Here is a 19,484-nt window from a genome sequence, read left to right on the forward strand (position 1 = left end):
GCTGCTCCTCCACCCCCTACCCCGGTATCAAAGGGGAGTTGGCTCCCCGGTGTGACGTGCCGTCACCCGTCGTCTTCCTACCTTCCTCTCGCCGACGACGAGAGCAAGGAAGGGCGGGCCGATGCGCCGCATTTCGAGGACCCTGATCACCGCCGCCGCGGTGACCGCCGTGATCGCGGGGACGGCCGGCTGGGCGTCCGGGAGCAGCCAGGAGGCCCTGACCGGGGCCCCGGTCGGGACGGGGGCGTGGCGGGCTGCGGGGTTGCCGGACCCGGAGCGGATGGACCCGGCCGAGGTCGCGCGGTTCTTCGCCGGACTGAGTCCCGTACGAAAGGAAGAGCTGGCCCGGACGTACCCGACGGTCGTCGGGAACCTCGACGGGGCGCCCCTGGAGCTGCGGTACGAGGCCAACGACCGCTCCACGCAAGGGGAGTTCGGCGGGGGGCGGGTCCTCGCCCACGATCCGCGCGGCCGGGGGCAGGTGGCCCTGGTGTACGGGGACCTGGCGCGGGCCGAGCACGTGGCCGTGATCGTGCCCGGCTCCGACGTCGACGCGGGCCACGTCAAGCCGCTCGCCGACATGGCGAGCGAGCTGCGCCGGGCGACCGGCGGCCGTACGGCGGTCGTCGCCTGGGCCGGGTACACCACCCCCGTCGGCGTCGGCCTGGACGCGGCCACCGGCCGGCTCGCCGAGGCCGGGGCGGACCGGCTGATCCGGTTCACGGACGGTCTGGCGGCCGTCGGGGCGGCCGAGCCGTCCGTGTTCTGCCACAGCTACGGCTCCGTGGTCTGCGGTCTCGCCGCCCACCAGCTGAAGGCCAAGGACCTGGTCGTCTTCGGCTCCCCCGGCATGCGCGCCGAGAACGTCTCCGAGCTCGGGACCTCCGCCCGGGTCTGGGCCGCGAAGGATCCCACCGACTGGATCGACCGGATCCCGAACGTCGAGTTCGCGGGGCTCGGGCACGGCGCAGACCCCACCGACCCGGCGTTCGGGGCGCGCCTGATCCCCGCCGAGGACGCCGCCGGGCACGGCGGCTACTTCGCGCCCGGCACCTCCTCCCTCCGCAGCTTCGCCGCGATCGCCGAGGGGGACGTCCGATGAAGACCCTGGTCCGGAAGATCGAGTCCTCCACCCCCGCCCACCGCGACCGGGCGATCGACGGGCTCCGCGCCCTCGCCCTGCTCGCCGTGCCGACCGGGCACTGGCTGCTCGGCGGTTTCACGCTCTCCTCCGACGGCGCGATCCACAACGCGAGCCCGCTGGGCACCTTCGCCGGTCTCGCGCCCGTCAGCTGGATCCTGCAGATGCTGGGGATCTTCTTCCTGGTCGGCGGCTACGCCTCGGTTCTGTCGTACCGGCGCCGCAAGGGCTCCACGGGTGAGTGGCTGGGCGGCCGGCTCGCCCGGCTCGGGCGCCCGGTGCTCGGGGTCACCGCCGTGTGGGCGGTGCTGCTGCCGGTCCTTCACTTCGGTCTCGGGGTGCCCGTGGACACGCTGCGGACGGCGTCCACGCTGGTGATCCAGCCGCTCTGGTTCGTCGGGGTGTACACGGTGGTCACCGCGCTGACCCCGCTGTGCGTGCGGGCGGCCCGCCGCCTCGGGGTCTGGGCCGCGGCGCCGCTGCTCGGCTCGGTCGCCGTCGTCGACTTCCTTCGGTACGGGCCGTACACCGACGCCGTGCCGTCCTGGCTGAGCCTCCTGAACATCCTGCCCGGCTGGCTGTTCGCCTATCAGCTCGGCGTCTCGTGGGGGGAGGGCCGGGTCACCCGGCGCCACGCCTGGGGGCTGCTGATCGGCGGCGCCGCGCTCTTCGCCGCCCTGCTCCTCGCCTTCGGCTACCCGGCGTCGATGGTCGGCGTCCCCGGCGAGGCCCGCACCAACTCGCACCCGCCGTCGCTGCTCGTCCTCGCCCTCGCCGCCGCGCAGAGCGGCGCGGCGGTCCTGCTCCGGGACCGGCTCGGCGCGCTCCTGAAGCGGCCCGCGCTGTGGGCGCCGGTCGTCGTGGTCAACCTGTCCGCGATGACGATCCTGTGCTGGCACCAGACGGCGATGCTCGCCGCCGCGATCCCCGGCTCGTACCTCGGGGAGATCCCGGGCCTGGTCGGCGCGCCGGACTCGGTCGGCTGGATCCTCGCCCGCCTGGCCTGGATGCCGGTCTTCGCCGGCCTCCTGGTCCTGATAGGCCGGTACGCGCGCGTCTTCGAGTCCCCGTGGGCGAAGACCGGCCCGGCCCGCCGCACCCTGGCGGGTCTCCTCGCGGCGGGCTTCGCGGTCTTCGCCCTGGGGCTGGCGTGAGCGGTCTTCGCCCTGGGGCTGGCGTGAGCGGTCTTCGCCCTGGGGCCGGCGTGAGCGGTCTTCGCCCTGGGGCCGGCGGGAGCGGTCTTCGCCCTGGGGCCGGCGTGAGTGCGCGGGGAGGCTCAGACCTCCCGGCTCACCGCCGTGTTGCTCATGTCCGGGTAGCGGTCGCCCGCCACCAGGCCTGCGATCGGCTCCAGTTCGGCGAGTTCGGCGGCGGTGAGGGTGATACGGGTCGCGGCCGCGTTCTCCAGGAGGCGGGAGCGCTTGCGGGTGCCGGGGATCGGGACGACCGTCAGTCCGTGCACGGTGGCACGCTGCTGCACCCAGGCGAGGGCGATCTGGGCCGGGGTCGCGCCGTGGGCGGCGGCGATCTTCCGGACCGGGTCGAGGAGGGCGGCGTTCCGCTCGGCGTTCTCGCCGGTGAACCGGGGCTGGTGCTTGCGGAAGTCGCCGCCGGACAGGTCCTTCCCGGCGTCCGCGAACGCACCGGTCAGAAAGCCCCGGCCGAGCGGCGAGTACGGCACGAAGGTCACGCCGAGCTCGGCGGCGGCGCCGACGGCGCTGCGCTCCACGTCCCGGGAGAAGAGCGACCACTCCGACTGGAGGGCGGCGATCGGGTGCACCGCGTGGGCCTCGCGCAGCTCGGGCCCGGTGACCTCGCTCAGGCCCAGGAAGCGGACCTTGCCCTCCTGGACGAGCTCGGCCATCGCGCCGACGGACTCGGCGAACGGGATCTCCGGGTCGCGGCGGTGCATGTAGTAGAGGTCGATGGTCTCGATGCCGAGGCGGCGCAGGCTGTCCTCGGCGGCCTTCCTGATGTACGCGGGGTCGTTGCGGACCGCCCGGTAGGTCGGGTCGTCGGCGCGGCGCTCTATCGCGAACTTGGTGGCGAGGGTGACCTCGTCGCGGTGGGCGGCGAGGAACGGGGCGAGGAACTCCTCGTTGGCGCCGCTGCCGTAGATGTCGGCGGTGTCGATCAGGGTGACGCCGGCCTCCAGGGCCGCTTCGAGGGTGTCGCGCGCGGCGGCCTCGTCGGTGTCCCCGTAGAACTCGCTGATGCCCATGGCGCCGAAGCCCTGGACGCCGATCTCCGGCCCGTCCTGGCCGCCCAGACGTACGGTGTCGATCCTGTTGCTCATGAGGTGGTGCCTCCGCAGACGGTCCCGTAGTGATTGATCTTGAGGTCGAGCACGGCGAGCGTGTCCTGGAGCTCGGCGATCCGGTTCAGCACGTCGCGCCGGGTGGCCTCCAGGAGCGCCTGGCGCTCCGCGTGGGTGTGGTCGCCCTCCCGTACGAGCTCGGCGTAGCGGACCATGTCCGCGACCGGCATCCCGGTCAGCCGCAGTTTGCCGACGAACGCCAGCCAGCTCAGGTCGCGCTCGGTGAAGCGCCGCTGGCCGGTGTGCGAACGGTCGACGTGCGGCATGAGGCCGATCCGCTCGTACCAGCGCAGGGTGTGCGCGGTGAGTCCGGTCAGGGCGGCCACCTCGCTGATGGTGTAGCGGTCCTTCCCTGCAAGCCTGGTCGTGCTCTCGATCACGCTCATACCCCCACGCTAAAACGTTGGAGTGCACTCGAAGCAAGTAGGCTCGGCCCCATGCAGAGCAGCTTGCCGAGCCTGGCGTCGATCGAGAACTGGCCCGTCCCCACCGCGGCCGCCGCCGTCGTCCGCGCGGACGGCACCCTGGCCGGGTCCCACGGGCCCACGGGGCGGCGCTTCCCGCTCGCCTCGGTCACGAAGCCGCTCGCGGCGTACGCCGTCCTCGTCGCGTACGAGGAGGGGGCGATCGACCTCGACGAGCCGGCCGGGCCCGAGGGCGCGACCGTCCGCCACCTCCTCGCCCACACCTCGGGGCTCGCCTTCGACGAGAACCGGGTCATGGCCGCGCCGGGCACCCGCCGGATCTACTCGAACACCGGCTTCGAGGCCCTCGGCGACCACGTCGCCAAGGCGACCGACATCCCCTTCGCCGAGTATCTGCACCAGGCGGTCCTGGAGCCCCTCGGCATGGCCTCGACGAGCCTGGAGGGCTCGCCCGCGAAGGACGGCGTGTCGACCGTGGACGACCTGGTGCGGTTCGCCGCCGAGGTGCAGGCGCCGCGGCTGCTCGACGCGCGGACCGTCCTGGACGCGATGACCGTCACGTACCCCGGCCTGACCGGCATCCTGCCCGGATACGGGCACCAGAGGCCGAACGACTGGGGGCTCGGCTTCGAGATCCGCGACGGCAAGTCCCCGCACTGGACGGGCGCGAGCTCCTCGCCGCGCACCTTCGGGCACTTCGGGCAGTCCGGTACCTTCCTGTGGATCGACCCGGACGCGAGGGCCGCGTGCGTGGCCCTCACGGACCGGCCCTTCGGGGCGTGGGCGGTCGAGGCCTGGCCGCCGTTCACGGACGCGGTGCTCGCGGACCTGCGGGCGCTCTGAGGTCCTGGGGCCGGTGGCCCTGGGGCCGGTGGCCCTGGGGCCGGTGGCCCTGGGGCCGGTGGCCCTGGGGCCAGTGGCCCTGCGGTCCTGGGGGCTCAGCTGTCGCAGCGGGTCGCCGGGAGCGTGCCGTCGACGCTCGTGAGGCTCACGTCGACCATGCCGCCGCCGTCCTCCGCGTACGCGGCCGTGCACACCAGCTGCTGGATGGCCGCCTCCGACAGGTCCATGACCGGGAACGGCGCCCGGAGCCTGATCGCGCGGCGGCCCTCCGGGGTCAGGCCGGCCTGATCGATCTCCTCAGTGTGCGGCGCGGTGTCGGACACCGGGAGTCCCGTGGTCAGGCCCGCCGCGGTGTCGACACCGGCCGGGCCCGCGAGGAGCGCAGCGAGCACCTTGTCGGTGACGCGCCGGGGGCCGTGCGTCTCGGACGGCTGACCGGAACCGGTTCCCTTGGCCTTCAGGTGCTGCGCGTCCGTCTCGGAACCGCCCTCGGCGAACGTCGTGTCGGGGACCGGCTGCCCGACTTCGCGGACCACCGGGACCGGCCGGCCGTCCGGGCCGAGGAAGTAGAGCACCATGCGGAACTCGGGCGCCGGGGCGACGGCCACCGTCGCGGCGCCGCCGGCCTCGACGACGTCGCTCTCCTGGATGCCGCAGGCGGCGAGCGCGACCATGCCGAACAGGGCCGCGGCGGCGGTACGGTGCCTCGCCGGCGCGCCAACCGTGGCGGCGGTCCGGCGCCTCACCGGCCCGGCAGCCGTCCGGCGCCTCACAGGGGCATCCGTACGGTGAAGACCGCGCCGCCCGCCGGGTGGTTGGCGGCCCGGACGGTGCCGCCGTGCAGCCGGACGTTCTCCAGGGTGATCGCCAGGCCCAGGCCGCTGCCCGCCGAACGGGTCCTGGCCCGGTCCGCCTTGTAGAAGCGGTCGAAGACGTGCGGCAGGACGTCCGGGTCGATGCCCGGCCCCCGGTCGGCGACCTCCGTCACCAGCTCGTCCCCCTCCGCGTACAGCCTGACCGTCACCGGCGCGGCTCCGTGCCGCAGCGCGTTGCCGACGAGATTGGCGACGACGACGTCGAAACGGCGCGGGTCGAGCCGGGCCCTGATCCCCTCCCCAAGGTACGGGACGACCTGCGCCGGATCGGTCCAGTGCCGGTGCTGGAGGGTCTTGCGGACGCAGTCGGCGGCGTCGACCTCGTCGGTGTGCAGTTCGGCGGCGCGCGCGTCGAAGCGGGAGATCTCCATCAGGTCCTCGACGAGCACGGCGAGCTTTCCGGTCTCGGCGCTGATCAGCCGGACCGCGCGGGCGGTGTCGCTGTCGAGGCTCGCCGCGTCCTCGTCCAGGACCTCGGTGACCGCGAGCATGCCGGCGAGCGGGGTGCGCAGCTCGTGCGAGACGTCGGAGGCGAAGCGGCGGGCGCGGGCCTCGGCGTTGCGGAGTTCCGTGACGGAACGTTCCAGCTCGGCGGCGGACTCGTTGAACGTGCGGGCGAGATCGGCGAGTTCGTCGCTGCCCTTCGCGTGGATGCGGGTGTCGAGCCGGCCCTCGCCCATGCTGTGGGCCGCGTGCCGCAGTTCCCGTACGGGGCGGAGCACGCCGCGCGAGGCGATGAGCGCGGGGATCAGGGCCACGGCCAGGGCAGGGAGGGCGCCGTCGCGGGCCGCGCTGACCATGGCCTCGATGTTCGCCTCCTCCTCGTCGAGCTCCATGACGGCGTAGAAGACGAGGCCGGTGGGCTGCGCGGTGCCCTTGCTGGCGTGCGTCCGGAAGACGGCCGGGACGGCGATCGTCAGGTACGGGCTGCCGTTCTTCACGACCCGCTGGAAGCTGTTGTGCGGGGTGGCCGTGCGGGCCTGGGCGCGGGCCCGCAGTTCGGGCGTGATGACGGAGGAGGTGGGGCGGTCGGTGGAGGAGACGCGGACGGTGCCGTACTCGGCGTAGACGCGCCAGGGTCTGGGTTTGCCCTGACGGGCGATGCCGAGGACCACCGACCGCAGGTTGTCGGTGTCGACGGGCAGGCTGATGACGAGCGGGTCGACCTGGTCACGGAAGGCGGAGACGGCGGTGTTCTGGGTCTGCTCCAGGATCGCGTTGCGGGCGGCGCGGTAGGTGAGCGCGGCGGTGGTGCCGCAGCCGACGGCCGCGACGAGGAGGAAGGCGAGGACGAGGCGGGTGCGCAGGCCGAAGGGGCGCAGGCGGGGGCCTCGGGCCCGGCGGCGACGGGCCCGTCCGGCCGGGCGCTCCGTGCCTCTCGCCGGGCCCTTGCCCGTGCCCCTGTCCGTGCCCTTGTCCGGGCGTCTCGGGCCTCTCTCCGGGCGCTCCGTGCCTCTCTCCGGGCTCTTGTCCCGGCTCACGCAGGCCTTCACAGCGGGCCGAAGCGGTAGCCGAAGCCCCGCAGGGTCTGGATGTACCGGGGCTCGCCCGGGGTGTCCTCGATCTTGTTCCGCAGCCGGCGGACGCAGGCGTCCACCAGCCGGGCGTCCCCGTGATAGCTGTGCTCCCACACGTGCTCCAGGAGTTGCTGCCGGCTGAAGACCTGCTCCGGGGCGGCCGTCAGGTGCAGCAGCAGCTTCAGCTCGGAGGGGGCGAGGGCGACGCGCTCGCCCGCCTTCGCGACGGTCAGGCCGGACCGGTCGATGGCGAGCTCCCCGTGGAACTCGACGGCGGACCGGCCGGTGCCGGGCTCCTCGATGCGGCGCAGTACCGCCCGTATCCGGGCCTCGATGACCTCGGTACGGGCGGGCTTCACGATGTAGTCGTCGGCCCCGGCCTCCAGGCCTATGACGACGTCGAAGTCGTCACCCCGGGCCGTGAGCATGATGATCGGCAGCTGGCTGCTCTCCCGGACCTGCCGGCAGACCTGCACGCCGTTCATGCCGGGCAGCATCAGGTCGAGGAGGAGCAGGTCGGGCCGGAACTCCCCGAGCGCGGCGAGCCCCGCCTCGCCGGTGGGAGCGGTCCGCACCTCGTGCCCGCGGCGACGGAGCCCTAGCTCGACGCCTTCGCGGACGGAGGGGTCGTCTTCTATGAGGAGCACGCGGGGCATGTGTGGAGTATCCCAAGGTCGGGGTGGCCCCCGTGGTGGGGGCCTCATCGCAGGCGGTCGCCCGCCGTGGGGCGTCAGGTGCGGCGGAGGCGGGCTGTGCCTGAGCGCAGGAGGGTTTCCAGCTCCGTGAGGCGGAGGGGGCGGGACAGGAGGGCGAAGGTGGTCAGGATCGTCGCGGCTCCCGCGAGGCCCGCCACCACCGGCCCCGCCACGCCCGTCGCGTCGGCGACGAACAGCCCGTACCCGGCCGCCGGTACGGCAGCGACAAGGAGTCGCGCCAGCGCCGGAACGGCGCCGCCGGAGACGGGCCCGTCCCCCCGCGTGCCCCGCAGCCTCCGGCGCAAGGCGTACGCCGTGACCGCCCAGCCCGCCCACAGCGCCAGCGAGTACGCCGCCGCCATGCCGGTGACCGCCCAGCGGGTCGGGAGGTAGTGGGCGGCCGTGAGGGAGAGGACGGCGTTCAGGCCGGCGATGACCAGGTTCAGCAGGAACGGGGTGCGGGTGTCGCGCAGGGCGTAGAAGGCGCGGGTGCACACGTACTGGCCGGAGAGGGCGACCAGGCCGGGCGCGAAGGCCATCAGGGTCCAGGACATCGCGCGGATGTCGTCGCCGGTGGTCGCCCCGTACCGGAAGACCACCGTCATCAGCGGTACGGCGAGGGCCAGGAGGGCGCAGGCGGCGGGGACCACGGCGGCGGCGCTGGTCCGCAGGGCGTAGGAGACGTCCCGCCGGACGCCCGCGAGGTCGCCGTCGGCGGCGGCGCCGCTCATCCGGGGCAGCAGCGCGGTGACGAGGGAGACGGTGATGATGCCGTGCGGGACGGTCCACAGCAGGTAGGCGTTGTTGTACGCGGCGAGGCCGCCGCCGCTGACCGCCGTGCCCGTGGCGAGCCAGGTCGTCACCCAGTACGCCCCCTGGTTGGTGAGGACGAGGAGCACCAGCCAGCCGGCCGAGCGCAGCGGGGCGGCGAGGCCGCTGCCGCGCCAGTCGAAGCGGGGGCGCCAGCGGAAGCCGGCGGAGCGCAGCGAGGGCAGCAGGGCCAGGGCCTGGACGGCGATGCCGGCGGTGGTGCCCCAGCCGAGGAGGGCGGTCTCGCCCGGGGTGAGTTCCCCGCCGTCGCTGACGGCGAGGAAGAGGCCGAAGACGGCGACGGCGACGACGTTGTTGAGGACGGGGGTCCACATCATGGCGCCGAACCGGCCCCGGGCGTTGAGGACCTGCCCGAGGAGGGTGAAGAGCCCGAGGAAGAGGATCTGCGGCAGGCACGCGCGCGCGAAGGCGATGGTCATGTCCCGCTGCGCGCCCGTGTAGTCGGTGTACGTGTCGACGATGAGCGGCGCGGCGAGCACGGCGACCGCCGTGAGCGCGGCGAGGGCGAGCACGCAGAGGGTGAGGAGCCGGTCGGTGTAGGCGACGCCGCCGTCCTCGTGCTCCTTGGCGGCCTTGACCAGTTCGGGGACGAAGACGGCGTTGAGGGCGCCGCCGAGGAGCAGCATGTAGACGATGGTGGGGACGGAGTTGCCGACCGCGTATCCGTCGGCGACGAGGCCCGCGCCGAGCGCGGCGGCGACGACGGAGGCGCGGACGAAGCCGGTGGCACGGGAGACGAGCGAGCCGGCGGCCATGAGGGCGCCGCTGCGCAGCGCCGAGGGTGCGGTCTTCGGCCCGGGGCGTTCGGTGAGCGTGGCCGTCATCGGCGGGCCATGTACGCCTGGAAGGCGCGGTACAGCGCTCCGTTGGTCGTGCCCTGCATCGGAATCTCCCATTCCCCCAGCGTCTCGACGACCTGCCCGCCCGTGCCGAGCTTCCAGCGCAGCAGCCCGTGGGCGCGGTCGTCCGGATCGAGGGTGGAGGGTACCCCGCGGAGGTCGTAGACGGCGGCGCCGAGGGCGTGGGCGTCGAGCAGCATGCGCCACTGGAGGGCGTTGGAGGGCCGGACCTCGCGGCGGTGGTCGGCGGAGGCGCCGGTCTGGTACCAGACGCGGCCGCCGACCGTGAGCATGGTGTGCGCGGCGAGGACCTCGCCCTCGTGGCGGGCGAGGTAGAGCCGCATGCGGCCGGGCCGTTCGGCGTTGAGGACGGCGTACTGGCGCTCGTAGTAGGCGAGCGAGCGGCCGAGCCGGAAGCCGTCGCGCTCCTCGGTGATGCGCAGGAGCCGGTAGAACTCGGGCAGGTCGGCGGCGGAGCCGACGACGACCTCGACGCCGGACTTCCGCGCCTTGCGGACGTTGCGCCGCCATTCCTGGTTGAGGCCGGTCCACAGGTCGTCGGCGCTGCGGCCGGTGAGCGGGACCTGGAAGACGTGCCGGGGCTGGGCGTCGGCCCCGTCCTCGGAGTCGCCGCCGCACTTGCGCCAGCCGCGGGCCCGCAGGCGTTCGGCGACGGCGGTCCCCAGCGGGTCGACCTCGTCGGCGAGGACGTCGGAGAGCCGGCGGCCGGGCCCGGTGCCGGCCTTGACGGTGGCGGCGTTCCACCGGCGGTAGGCGGGGCCGGGGCCCATGCGGACGGCGAAGGCGCCCAGGGAGCGCAGGTGGCCGAGGAGCGGGGCGAGCCAGCCGTCGACGTCGGGGTCGGCCCAGTCGGCGACGGGCCCTTCGGGCAGGTAGGCGAAGTACTTGCGGGTGCCGGGGAAGGGCCGGAGCAGGACGAGGGCGACGCCGGAGAGCTCCGCGCCCTCCCGTCCCCATCCGACGAGTTGGTGGCTCCAGCCGTCCTTCACCTGGGCCCAGGAGGGGAGTTGGAGGAAGCTGGGCCCGCCCGCGCCGGAGCGGGAGTCGAGGAACGCGCGGTACGCCTCGGGGGTCACGGGCCCGAGCCTGAGCGGTCCCGCGGGGGCGCGGCGGTCGGTGGGTGCGGCCGTCACGAGCAGCGCTGACACAACGGGAGCCTCCTTGTTCCGCCCCTCGGTGGTGGGGCGCACAGCAGGCTCACAGCCGAATTCGACGGGTGCGCGCGGTGATTGTGACCGGACGATGACCGTTGAGCCGCAGCCCTCGTCACATGGGCTTCGGGCGGCCCCGCGCGGCTCCGGGCGACCTACAGTCCGGAACATCCCACCTTTCTTCCCCCTTGCGGAGGTCTTCCGTGCTGCCGATACGCATCCCTCGTCCCGCCCTCGCCGCCGTGGCCCTGGGTGTCTCCCTGACCGCCTGTTCCGCCCAGGCCGCGAGCGGCCCCTCCGGGGCGCAGGCCCCCGCCCAGGCGGCCGCCCCGGCGAAGGTGACCGTCGTCAAGAAGGAGGCCGGCAGCCCGGTGACCTTGACCGCGTCCGGCGGCACGCTCACGGCGGTGAGCGTCGTGGACGCCGAGGGCGGAACCCTCCCGGGCCGTACGGGCGCGGGCGGTACGAGCTGGGCCTCGGACCGCAAGGCGGCGCCCGGCACCTCGTACACGATCGAGGTGACGTCCCGTACGGCCGACGGCAGGGAGTCGACCAGCCGGTCGTCCTTCGCCACCCCGGAGCCCGAGAAGGTCAACAAGGTGACCCTGGCACCCGGCAAGAACACCACCGTGGGCATCGGGCACCCGCTGTCGATCGTCTTCGACCTGCCGGTGACGCGGAAGGCGGACGTCGAGAAGCAGCTGAAGGTGACCACCTCGAACGGCACCGAGGGTTCCTGGGGCTGGGTCAAGGACTACTCGGGCCGGGACAGGGCGGACTGGCGTCCTCGGGAGTACTGGAGGCCGGGCACGAAGGTCACCCTCGAGGCGGACCTCGACGGTACGGACTCGGGCGGCGGCTGGTTCGTACGCGACTACCGCACCGGTTTCACCATCGGCGCCGCGCAGATCGTCAGGGTCGACCTCGACGCGCACAGGTTGAGGCTGGAGCGGGACGGGCGGACGGTCCGCACGATCCCGGTCTCCGGCGGGACCCCGGGCGGCGACAAGCGGTCCTGGCGGGGCACGGCCGTGCTGATGGCGAAGGAGGGCACCATCAACATGAACTCGGAGACCGTCGGGCTCGGCGACGCGTACAACAAGGACGTGGACTACTCGATGCGGCTGACGTGGTCGGGCATGTACGCGCATGCGGCGCCGTGGAACGCGGCGTACTTCGGCAGGGCGAACCACAGTTCCGGCTGCATCGGGATGAGCGACGAGAACGCGGCCTCGTTCTACGCCGCGGTGAACGTCGGCGACCCCTTCGAGATCAAGGGCCGCGAGACGAAGGGCACGGTCGCCGAGGGCAACGGCTACGGGGCGTGGAACCTGAGCTGGGAGCAGTGGAAGGCGAAGAGCGCGCTCGGCTGAAGGGTCAGCCCAGGGCCTTGCGCCAGTCCCGCATCTCCCAGATCAGGACCTCCGCGTCGGTCGTGGCGGCCAGGGCGAGCCCCTCGGTGCCGGTGAGCCGGGCCGCGTCGCCGGGGCCGAGCTCCTCGCCGTCGAGCAGGAGCGCGCCCCGCACCACGTGCACGTACGCGAAGTCGGCGGCCGGCACGTCGGTGCGCTCCCCCGCGCGGGGGCGGCGGACGTGCAGGACCGCGTCGGCGGCCGGGAGCTCGTACGAGTCCCCGAGCGCGCGGACCACCTCGTACGAGGGCTCCCCGCCCGGCGACAGCGGCGCGAGCCACATCTGCACGAAGGTCAGGGGCGCGTCGGCGTCGTTGCGCTCGACGTGGCGGACGCCTCCCGCCGAGCCGAGCCGCTGGAGGTCCCCGGCCCGGACGACGGTCTCGTGCCCGGCGGTGTCGCGGTGGGTGAGCTCGCCCTCGACGACCCAGGTGACGATCTCGGTGTGGCTGTGCGGATGCTCGTCGAAGCCGGCGCCCGGCGCGAGCCGCTCCTCGTTGCAGGCGAGGAGCGCGCCGAAGCGGAGGTTGTCGGGGTCGTAGTGCGGCCCGAAGGACAGGGCGTGCCGGGTCTCGATCCCGGCCGCCGGGTCGCCCCCGGGGTACCGCTCGGCGGCGCGCTGGATGCGTATCACGCGCCCTACGGTAGTCCCGGGCCGCCGCGGTCTCCGGTGGTCCGCGGTGGCGATACCGCCCCGACCCCGCATGCCGGCGTCCCGATAAGGCAGTCTTGTCCCGTGCCTGAACCCGTGAACGCCTCCCATCCGCACGCCGCGACCCTGAAGCGCCTCGAACAGTCGTCCGGGCGGCTCGCCGCCAACGCCATTGCCCGCATGGACGAGACGCTGCCCTGGTACCGGGCGATGCCGCCCGAGAACCGGTCGTGGATCGGTCTGGTCGCCCAGGCCGGCATCGCCGCGTTCACCGAGTGGTTCCGGCACCCGGAGACCCCGCAGGCCATCTCCACCGACGTCTTCGGCACGGCGCCCCGCGAGCTGACCCGCGCGATCACCCTGCGCCAGACCGTGGAGATGGTGCGCACCACCATCGAGGTCATGGAGACGGCGATCGAGGAGGTCGCCGCCCCCGGCGACGAGTCCATCCTCCGCGAGGCGCTCCTCGTCTACGCCCGGGAGATCGCCTTCGCCACCGCCCAGGTGTACGCGCAGGCCGCCGAGGCCCGCGGCGCCTGGGACGCCCGCCTGGAGTCGCTCGTGGTGAACGCGGTGCTCTCCGGCGAGGCCGACGAGGGCGCCGTCTCCCGCGCCGCGGCCCTCGGCTGGAACTCGCCCGACCATGTGTGCGTGATCCTCGGAACCGCCCCCGACGGGGACAGCGAGCTGACGGTGGAGGCGATCCGCCGGGCCGCCCGGCACGCCAAGCTCCAGGTCCTCACCGGCGTCCTCGGCGACCGGCTCGTCGTCATCGCCGGCGGCAACGACAACCCGCTCGCCGTGGCGAAGGCGCTGATCGGACCGTATGCGGCAGGTCCGGTCGTGGCCGGTCCCGTCGTCCCCGACCTGCTGGCCGCGACCCGCTCCGCGCAGGCCGCCGCCGCCGGCCTCAAGGCCTGCTCGGCGTGGCAGGACGCGCCCCGCCCGGTCCTGGCGGACGATCTCCTCCCGGAGCGCGCCATCGCCTCCGACCCTTCGGCGCGCGACCAGCTGGTGGAGGAGATCTACAGACCGCTGGAGGAGGCGGGCTCGGCGCTGCTCGAAACTCTCAGTGTCTATCTGGAGCAGGCGAGCAGCCTGGAAGGCGCGGCCCGGATGCTCTTCGTCCACCCGAACACCGTGCGCTACCGGCTCCGACGTGTGACCGACGTCACCGGTTGGTCACCCTCCGATGTCCGCTCCGCGTTCACGCTGCGGATCGCCCTCATCCTGGGACGCTTGGCCGACGGAGATCCGCAGTCCTAGACTTTTGTCGAACACCAACAATTCCCCCGACGGTTCTTCGTCCTTGTCCCCACGGGCGCTCGGAGCCGTCCCCAAGAGAGAGTGTGAGGGTGCTCGTACTCGTCGCTCCCGGCCAAGGCGCCCAGACGCCCGGCTTCCTGACCCCCTGGCTCGAACTCCCCGGCGCCGCCGACCGCATCGCGGCGTGGTCCGACGCCATCGAGCTCGACCTCGCCCACTACGGCACGAAGGCCGACGCGGACGAGATCCGTGACACCGCCGTGGCACAGCCGCTCCTCGTCGCCGCCGGCCTGCTCTCCGCGGCCGCGCTCGGTGCCGTCTCCCCCGGCGTGGTCGCCGGTCACAGCGTCGGCGAGTTCACCGCCGCCGCGTTCGCGGGCGTCCTCGACGACACCGCCGCCCTGCGCCTCGTCCGGACCCGCGGACTCGCGATGGCCGAGGCCGCCGCGATCACCGCGACGGGCATGTCGGCGCTGCTCGGCGGCGACCCCGAGGTGACCGTCCCGCACCTGGAGAAGCTCGGCCTGACCGCGGCCAACGTGAACGGCGCGGGCCAGATCGTGGCCGCCGGCACCCTGGAGCAGCTGGCCGCCCTGGAGGCGGACAAGCCCGAGGGCGTCCGCCGGGTCGTCGCGCTCAAGGTCGCCGGTGCCTTCCACACGCACCACATGGCCCCGGCCGTGGCGAAGCTGGAAGAGGCGGCGAAGCAGCTGTCCCCGGCCGCCCCGACCACCCGCTACGTCTCCAACAAGGACGGGCAGGTCGTCACCGACGGCGCCGAGGTCGTGGCCCGTCTCGTCGGCCAGGTCGCGAACCCGGTCCGCTGGGACCTGTGCATGGAGACCTTCCAGGAGCTCGGCGCGACCGCGCTGATCGAGGTGTGCCCGGGCGGCACCCTGACCGGCATCGCCAAGCGGGCCCTGCCGGGCGTGGCCACCGTGGCCCTCAAGACTCCCGACGACCTCGACGCGGCCCGTACGCTCATCGCCGAGCACGCGGCCGTCTGACAAGGAGTGTCGAGAAACATGTCGAAGATCAAGCCCAGCAAGGGCGCCCCTTACGCGCGGATCCTCGGTGTCGGCGGCTACCGCCCCACCCGGGTCGTGCCGAACGAGGTGATCCTCGAGAAGATCGACTCGTCCGACGAGTGGATCCGCTCGCGCTCCGGCATCTCCACCCGCCACTGGGCCTCTCCGGAGGAGACGGTCGCCGCCATGTCGGTGGAGGCCTCGGGCAAGGCCATCGCCGACGCCGGGATCAGCCCCGAGCAGATCGGCGCCGTGATCGTCTCCACGGTCTCGCACTTCAAGCAGACCCCGGCCGTCGCCACCGAGATCGCCGACAAGATCGGCGCCGGGAAGCCGGCCGCGTTCGACATCTCCGCCGGCTGCGCGGGCTTCGGCTACGGCCTGACGCTCGCCAAGGGCATGATCGTCGAGGGTTCGGCGGAGTACGTCCTCGTCATCGGCGTGGAGCGGCTCAGCGACCTGACGGATCTGGAGGACCGCGCGACGGCCTTCCTGTTCGGCGACGGCGCGGGCGCCGTGGTCGTCGGCCCCTCCGAGGAGCCCCACATCGGCCCCACGGTCTGGGGTTCCGAGGGCGACAAGTCCGAGACGATCAAGCAGACCGTGCCGTGGAACGAGTTCCACGGCGGCGACGTCTCGAACCTGCCGCTCAACGAGCAGGGCGAGATCAAGTTCCCGGCCATCACGCAGGAGGGCCAGGCGGTCTTCCGCTGGGCCGTCTTCGAGATGGCGAAGGTCGCCCAGCAGGCCCTGGACGCCGCCGGCATCTCGGCGGACGACCTGGACGTCTTCATCCCGCACCAGGCGAACATGCGGATCATCGACTCGATGGTGAAGACTCTGAAGCTGCCGGAGCACGTCACGGTCGCCCGTGACGTGGAGACCACCGGCAACACCTCGGCCGCCTCGATCCCGCTCGCGATGGAGCGGCTCCTGGCGACCGGGAAGGCGAAGAGCGGCGACACCGCGCTCGTCATCGGCTTCGGGGCGGGTCTCGTCTACGCCGCGACGGTCGTTACCCTCCCCTAGGCACCCGGACTCTTCCGGAAGCCCCTTTACCGAAGTAACCGCAAGAAGGAGCGCCACTATGGCTCACACCCAGGAGCAGATCGTCGCCGGTCTCGCCGAGATCGTCAACGAGATCGCCGGCATCCCGGTCGAGGACGTCCAGCTGGACAAGTCCTTCACCGACGACCTGGACGTCGACTCCCTGTCCATGGTCGAGGTCGTCGTCGCCGCCGAAGAGCGCTTCGAGGTCAAGATCCCGGACGAGGACGTCAAGAACCTCAAGACGGTCGGCGACGCCGCTGACTACATCCTGAAGCACCAGGACTGATTCGGTCCTCGCTGACTCGGTACGCCACCCGGCGGTGGCGCCGCATTCCGACCATCACACACATGGAGAACGAATTCCTGTGAGCTCGACCAATCGCACCGTGGTCGTCACCGGTATCGGCGCAACCACACCGCTGGGTGGCGACTCCGCGTCGACCTGGGAAGGTCTTCTCGCGGGGCGCTCCGGCGTCAAGCCCCTGGAGGGCGAGCGCTTCGCCGAACTGCCCGTCCAGATCGCGGCCCTCGCCGCGGTCGACCCCGGCGACGTCCTGCCCCGCCCGCTCGCCCGCAAGCTGGACCGCTCGGCGCAGTTCGCGCTGATCGCGGCCCGCGAGGCCTGGGCCGACGCGGGCTACACCGCCCCCGCCGGCGAGGACGAGAAGATCGTGCCCGAGCGGCTCGGCTCCGTCATCGCCTCCGGCATCGGCGGTGTCACCACGCTGCTCGACCAGTACGACGTGCTGAAGGAGAAGGGCGTTCGCCGCGTCTCCCCGCACACCGTGCCCATGCTCATGCCCAACAGCCCCTCCGCGAACGTCGGCCTGGAGGTGAACGCCCGGGCGGGCGTCCACACCCCCGTCTCCGCGTGCGCGTCGGGTGCCGAGGCGATCGGCTACGCCGTCGAGATGATCCGTACCGGCCGTGCCGACGTGGTCGTCGCCGGCGGTACCGAGGCCGCGATCCACCCGCTGCCGATCGCCGCCTTCGCCAACATGATGGCGATGTCCAAGAACAACGACGAGCCGACGAAGGCCTCGCGCCCCTACGACACCGGCCGCGACGGCTTCGTGCTCGGCGAGGGCGCCGGTGTCGTGATCCTCGAGTCCGAGGAGCACGCGAAGGCGCGCGGCGCGCGGATCTACTGCGAGGTGCTCGGCCAGGGCCTGTCGGCCGACAGCCACCACATCGCGCAGCCCGAGCCGACCGGCCGGGGCATCGCCGCCGCGATGCAGAACCTGCTCGACGCGACGGACCTCAAGCCGTCCGAGGTCGTCCACCTCAACGCGCACGCCACGTCGACGCCGCAGGGCGACGTCGCCGAGATCAAGGCGCTGCGGAAGGTCCTGGGCGACGACCTGGACCACGTCGCGATCTCCGCGACGAAGTCGATGACCGGTCACCTCCTCGGTGGCGCGGGCGGCATCGAGACCGTCGCGACGGTCCTGGCGCTGCACCACCGTCTGGCCCCGCCGACGATCAACATCGACGAGCTGGACCCGGCGGTCGAGGCGGACATCGTCCGCGACGAGCCCCGCGAACTCCCGCAGGGCACGATCGCCGCGATCAACAACAGCTTCGGCTTCGGCGGCCACAACGTGGTGCTGGCGTTCCGGACGGTCTGACTCCCGCCTGAACAACGAGGCCCGCCCCAGTCCGGGGGCGGGCCTCCGCCACGACCGCCGGACGGAGTCCGGCACAGCGCCCCGAAGCCCGCGAAGCGGCGCGAGGAGCGCACGAGGAAGTGGCCAACAGCTTCGGCTTCGGCGGCCACAACGTGGTGCTGGCGTTCCGGACGGTCTGATCCTCGTACGACGTACGAAAGGCCCGCCCCCTGCTCGGGGTGGGCCTTTCGCGTGCCTCAGCGCAGGCCGTAGGCCGCCGGTTCCGCGTGCATCAGGATCTGGTTGAGGACGACGTGGCCCCCCGGGACGGGGACGAGTTCGGGGTAGATGGAGATCTCCGCGCCCTTGTCCGTGTCCGCTTCGATGCGGGTGCCGACCTTGCCCGTGGCGGGGTCGAGCAGGACGATCCGGCCTGAACCGGAGTTCTCCAGGACGGCGACCCGGCCGTCCGGTTCCGCCGTCAGCGTCATCGTCTGGTTCTCGGCGTGGTACGACCACGCCTTCCGGCCGTCCTTCAGGGAGTACGCGACGACGTTGTCGGGCACGAGCGCCTCCCGCTGGGCGAGGGTGACCAGGAGGCCGTCGCGGACGACGGGCCGGTGGAAGTCCGCGTCGCCGACGCCTTCGGGGGCGGAGAGGGTGCCCTCCGGTCCGGAGAGCGGCACGGTCACGGTCGGGGCGCCCTTGTCGTCGAAGCCGAGGAAGGCGTGGGTGCCCCGGGCGTCCTCCTCGTCGACCGCGAGGACGACCGGCGAGACGGAGACCACCGCCGCCGTGGCCCTCGACTCGACGGGCAGGTCCCGGGCCCACCGCTGTGCGCCGGTACGGGTGTCCAGGGCGAGGAGCTTCGCGCCTTCGCCGCACTGCTCGACGAGGAGGGTGCGGGTGGCGTCGGCGTCCACGGCGAGGGTGGCGCAGCCCTTGCCGAGCCCGCGCTGCCAGCGCTGTTCCCCGGTCTCGGTGGACCTGGCCCGTACGGCTCCGTCCTCGGCGCTGACGGCGGTGGCGCCGCCGACGGCGAGGGGCCGCTCGTTGTCGGTCAGGCCGGCTCCGCCGAGGCTCCGCTTCCACAGGACCTTGCCGTCGGAGGTGCGGACGGCGAGCAGGGTCGCGCAGGGCTTCTCGTGCCGGCCGTACGCGATGAGCCCGACGCCCTCCCCGGTGCCGGGGGACATCGCGCACAGGGCTTCGCGGGTGGGCGCGGGCACGCTCCAGCGGGCGTCTCCCTTCGCGCCGTCGTAGGCGAAGAGGCCGTCGATCCGGCCCTGGGCGACGGCGGAGCCGAGGCCCCAGAAGCCGACGGCCGTGTCGTGGGCCTGCCCCGCGGGCGGGACCGTCCAGGCGAGGGCGGGCCGGGGGTCGAGGGACGCGCCGGCCGAGGGATTGCTCGCGGGCGCCCCGTCCTTCGCCGTGGTGTCGTCGTCGTCCCCGGCCGTGAGCGCCCAGACGCCGCCGGCGAGGAGGGCGAGGACCCAGATCACGGCGGCGGCGACGAGCGAGGACCGGCCGGGCCGCGCGGGCTTCACCTCGTGCTTGTCCAGGTTCCCGCCGAGGTCCGGCACCGCGTCCCGTACCTCCGGGGTCGCCGTTCGGCGGCGCCGTACCGCGAGGAGCGTCGCGCCAAGGGCTCCGCACACGAGGGCGCACAGGAGCGCCGCCCAGCCCGTGGGCCACGAACCGCCGGCGACACCGGCCCCCAGGAAGACCGCCGCCGCGCCGAACGCGGCGCCCGGAATACCGTCTCGCGTCACTTCTCTCCCCACCCGGCGCGCCCCCTGCGCGCCCGGTCGGAA

Annotated in this window: 18 protein-coding genes; 9 read left to right on the plus strand and 9 right to left on the minus strand. The window is 73.3% G+C overall.

The window, feature by feature from the left end; translation table 11 throughout:
* Positions 1–121 precede the first annotated feature (121 nt).
* Both ACN9M0_RS10765 and ACN9M0_RS10770 read left to right on the plus strand, forming a co-directional pair.
* A complete protein-coding gene (locus tag ACN9M0_RS10765; RefSeq protein ID WP_426403512.1) occupies positions 122–1,102 on the plus strand; it encodes an alpha/beta hydrolase in 981 nt (326 codons plus the stop codon).
* The gene (locus ACN9M0_RS10770) at positions 1,099–2,295 is read left to right on the plus strand and encodes an acyltransferase family protein (RefSeq protein WP_426403513.1); all 1,197 of its coding nucleotides are present in this window, start codon (positions 1,099–1,101) and stop codon (positions 2,293–2,295) included. Before ACN9M0_RS10765 ends, ACN9M0_RS10770 begins: the two co-directional genes overlap by 4 nt.
* Before the next feature lie 122 nt (positions 2,296–2,417).
* Here ACN9M0_RS10770 and ACN9M0_RS10775 read toward each other — a convergent pair whose 3' ends face one another.
* Both ACN9M0_RS10775 and ACN9M0_RS10780 read right to left on the minus strand, forming a co-directional pair.
* A complete protein-coding gene (locus ACN9M0_RS10775) occupies positions 2,418–3,437 on the minus strand; it encodes an aldo/keto reductase (RefSeq protein WP_366038172.1) in 1,020 nt (339 codons plus the stop codon).
* Positions 3,434–3,844 carry a MerR family transcriptional regulator gene (locus ACN9M0_RS10780; protein ID WP_366038173.1) on the minus strand — a complete coding sequence of 137 codons (411 nt, stop codon included), beginning with the start codon at positions 3,842–3,844 and terminating at the stop codon, positions 3,434–3,436. Before ACN9M0_RS10780 ends, ACN9M0_RS10775 begins: the two co-directional genes overlap by 4 nt.
* A gap of 51 nt (positions 3,845–3,895) precedes the next feature.
* On the opposite strand from ACN9M0_RS10780, the gene ACN9M0_RS10785 reads away from it, so the two are divergent.
* The gene (locus ACN9M0_RS10785; protein ID WP_366038174.1) at positions 3,896–4,726 is read left to right on the plus strand and encodes a serine hydrolase domain-containing protein; all 831 of its coding nucleotides are present in this window, start codon (positions 3,896–3,898) and stop codon (positions 4,724–4,726) included.
* 95 nt (positions 4,727–4,821) lie between these two features.
* Here ACN9M0_RS10785 and ACN9M0_RS10790 read toward each other — a convergent pair whose 3' ends face one another.
* From ACN9M0_RS10790 to ACN9M0_RS10810, 5 genes are all read right to left on the minus strand, one after another.
* Entirely contained in the window at positions 4,822–5,400 is a 579-nt protein-coding gene (locus ACN9M0_RS10790; RefSeq protein ID WP_366038175.1) for a hypothetical protein, read from the minus strand.
* A 95-nt stretch (positions 5,401–5,495) separates the two neighbouring features.
* Entirely contained in the window at positions 5,496–6,923 is a 1,428-nt protein-coding gene (locus ACN9M0_RS10795) for a sensor histidine kinase (protein WP_366038223.1), read from the minus strand.
* Positions 6,924–7,090: 167 nt separating this feature from the next.
* Complete coding sequence (locus ACN9M0_RS10800) at positions 7,091–7,774, minus strand: response regulator transcription factor (RefSeq protein WP_366038176.1); 684 nt, start codon at positions 7,772–7,774, stop codon at positions 7,091–7,093.
* A gap of 74 nt (positions 7,775–7,848) precedes the next feature.
* Positions 7,849–9,468, minus strand: coding sequence for a murein biosynthesis integral membrane protein MurJ (gene murJ, locus ACN9M0_RS10805; protein WP_366038177.1), 1,620 nt, complete (start codon positions 9,466–9,468; stop codon positions 7,849–7,851).
* Positions 9,465–10,652: a lipid II:glycine glycyltransferase FemX gene (locus ACN9M0_RS10810; RefSeq protein WP_366038178.1), complete on the minus strand. Its 1,188-nt coding sequence runs from the start codon at positions 10,650–10,652 to the stop codon at positions 9,465–9,467. Before ACN9M0_RS10810 ends, murJ begins: the two co-directional genes overlap by 4 nt.
* A gap of 191 nt (positions 10,653–10,843) precedes the next feature.
* Here ACN9M0_RS10810 and ACN9M0_RS10815 point away from each other — a divergent pair, with 191 nt between their 5' ends.
* Complete coding sequence (locus ACN9M0_RS10815; protein WP_366038179.1) at positions 10,844–12,028, plus strand: L,D-transpeptidase family protein; 1,185 nt, start codon at positions 10,844–10,846, stop codon at positions 12,026–12,028.
* Between the two features lie 4 nt (positions 12,029–12,032).
* On the opposite strand, the gene ACN9M0_RS10820 is transcribed toward ACN9M0_RS10815, so the two are convergent.
* Positions 12,033–12,701, minus strand: a complete 669-nt coding sequence (locus ACN9M0_RS10820; RefSeq protein WP_366038180.1) for a pirin family protein — start codon at positions 12,699–12,701, stop codon at positions 12,033–12,035.
* A gap of 102 nt (positions 12,702–12,803) precedes the next feature.
* Here ACN9M0_RS10820 and ACN9M0_RS10825 point away from each other — a divergent pair, with 102 nt between their 5' ends.
* From ACN9M0_RS10825 to fabF, 5 genes are all read left to right on the plus strand, one after another.
* Positions 12,804–13,985, plus strand: coding sequence for a PucR family transcriptional regulator (locus ACN9M0_RS10825; RefSeq protein ID WP_366038181.1), 1,182 nt, complete (start codon positions 12,804–12,806; stop codon positions 13,983–13,985).
* Positions 13,986–14,074: 89 nt separating this feature from the next.
* Positions 14,075–14,992 (plus strand): ACP S-malonyltransferase, encoded by a 918-nt coding sequence (locus ACN9M0_RS10830; protein WP_366038182.1) that lies wholly within the window; start codon positions 14,075–14,077, stop codon positions 14,990–14,992.
* An 18-nt stretch (positions 14,993–15,010) separates the two neighbouring features.
* Positions 15,011–16,042, plus strand: a complete 1,032-nt coding sequence (locus ACN9M0_RS10835; RefSeq protein WP_366038183.1) for a ketoacyl-ACP synthase III — start codon at positions 15,011–15,013, stop codon at positions 16,040–16,042.
* 58 nt (positions 16,043–16,100) lie between these two features.
* Positions 16,101–16,349: an acyl carrier protein gene (locus tag ACN9M0_RS10840; protein ID WP_366038184.1), complete on the plus strand. Its 249-nt coding sequence runs from the start codon at positions 16,101–16,103 to the stop codon at positions 16,347–16,349.
* 79 nt (positions 16,350–16,428) lie between these two features.
* Entirely contained in the window at positions 16,429–17,691 is a 1,263-nt protein-coding gene (fabF, locus tag ACN9M0_RS10845; RefSeq protein WP_366038185.1) for a beta-ketoacyl-ACP synthase II, read from the plus strand.
* Between the two features lie 236 nt (positions 17,692–17,927).
* Here fabF and ACN9M0_RS10850 read toward each other — a convergent pair whose 3' ends face one another.
* On the minus strand, positions 17,928–19,442 hold the full coding sequence (locus ACN9M0_RS10850; RefSeq protein WP_426403514.1) for a PQQ-binding-like beta-propeller repeat protein: 1,515 nt from the start codon (positions 19,440–19,442) through the stop codon (positions 17,928–17,930).
* Positions 19,443–19,484 lie beyond the last annotated feature (42 nt).

Source organism: Streptomyces sp. R-07 (assembly GCF_049913175.1).
Classification (GTDB): domain Bacteria; phylum Actinomycetota; class Actinomycetes; order Streptomycetales; family Streptomycetaceae; genus Streptomyces.

What these genes read in the sequence shown, in the direction of transcription:
- ACN9M0_RS10790 (WP_366038175.1), bottom strand. Translation starts at nt 5,400, where the DNA reads ATGGTCGCGCTCGCCGCCTGCGGCATCCAGGAGAGCGACGTCGTCGAG.
- ACN9M0_RS10775 (WP_366038172.1), bottom strand. Translation starts at nt 3,437, where the DNA reads ATGAGCAACAGGATCGACACCGTACGTCTGGGCGGCCAGGACGGGCCG.
- ACN9M0_RS10840 (WP_366038184.1), top strand. Translation starts at nt 16,101, where the DNA reads ATGGCTCACACCCAGGAGCAGATCGTCGCCGGTCTCGCCGAGATCGTC.
- ACN9M0_RS10800 (WP_366038176.1), bottom strand. Translation starts at nt 7,774, where the DNA reads ATGCCCCGCGTGCTCCTCATAGAAGACGACCCCTCCGTCCGCGAAGGC.
- ACN9M0_RS10785 (WP_366038174.1), top strand. Translation starts at nt 3,896, where the DNA reads ATGCAGAGCAGCTTGCCGAGCCTGGCGTCGATCGAGAACTGGCCCGTC.
- ACN9M0_RS10835 (WP_366038183.1), top strand. Translation starts at nt 15,011, where the DNA reads ATGTCGAAGATCAAGCCCAGCAAGGGCGCCCCTTACGCGCGGATCCTC.
- ACN9M0_RS10780 (WP_366038173.1), bottom strand. Translation starts at nt 3,844, where the DNA reads ATGAGCGTGATCGAGAGCACGACCAGGCTTGCAGGGAAGGACCGCTAC.
- ACN9M0_RS10765 (WP_426403512.1), top strand. Translation starts at nt 122, where the DNA reads ATGCGCCGCATTTCGAGGACCCTGATCACCGCCGCCGCGGTGACCGCC.
- ACN9M0_RS10770 (WP_426403513.1), top strand. Translation starts at nt 1,099, where the DNA reads ATGAAGACCCTGGTCCGGAAGATCGAGTCCTCCACCCCCGCCCACCGC.
- murJ (WP_366038177.1), bottom strand. Translation starts at nt 9,468, where the DNA reads ATGACGGCCACGCTCACCGAACGCCCCGGGCCGAAGACCGCACCCTCG.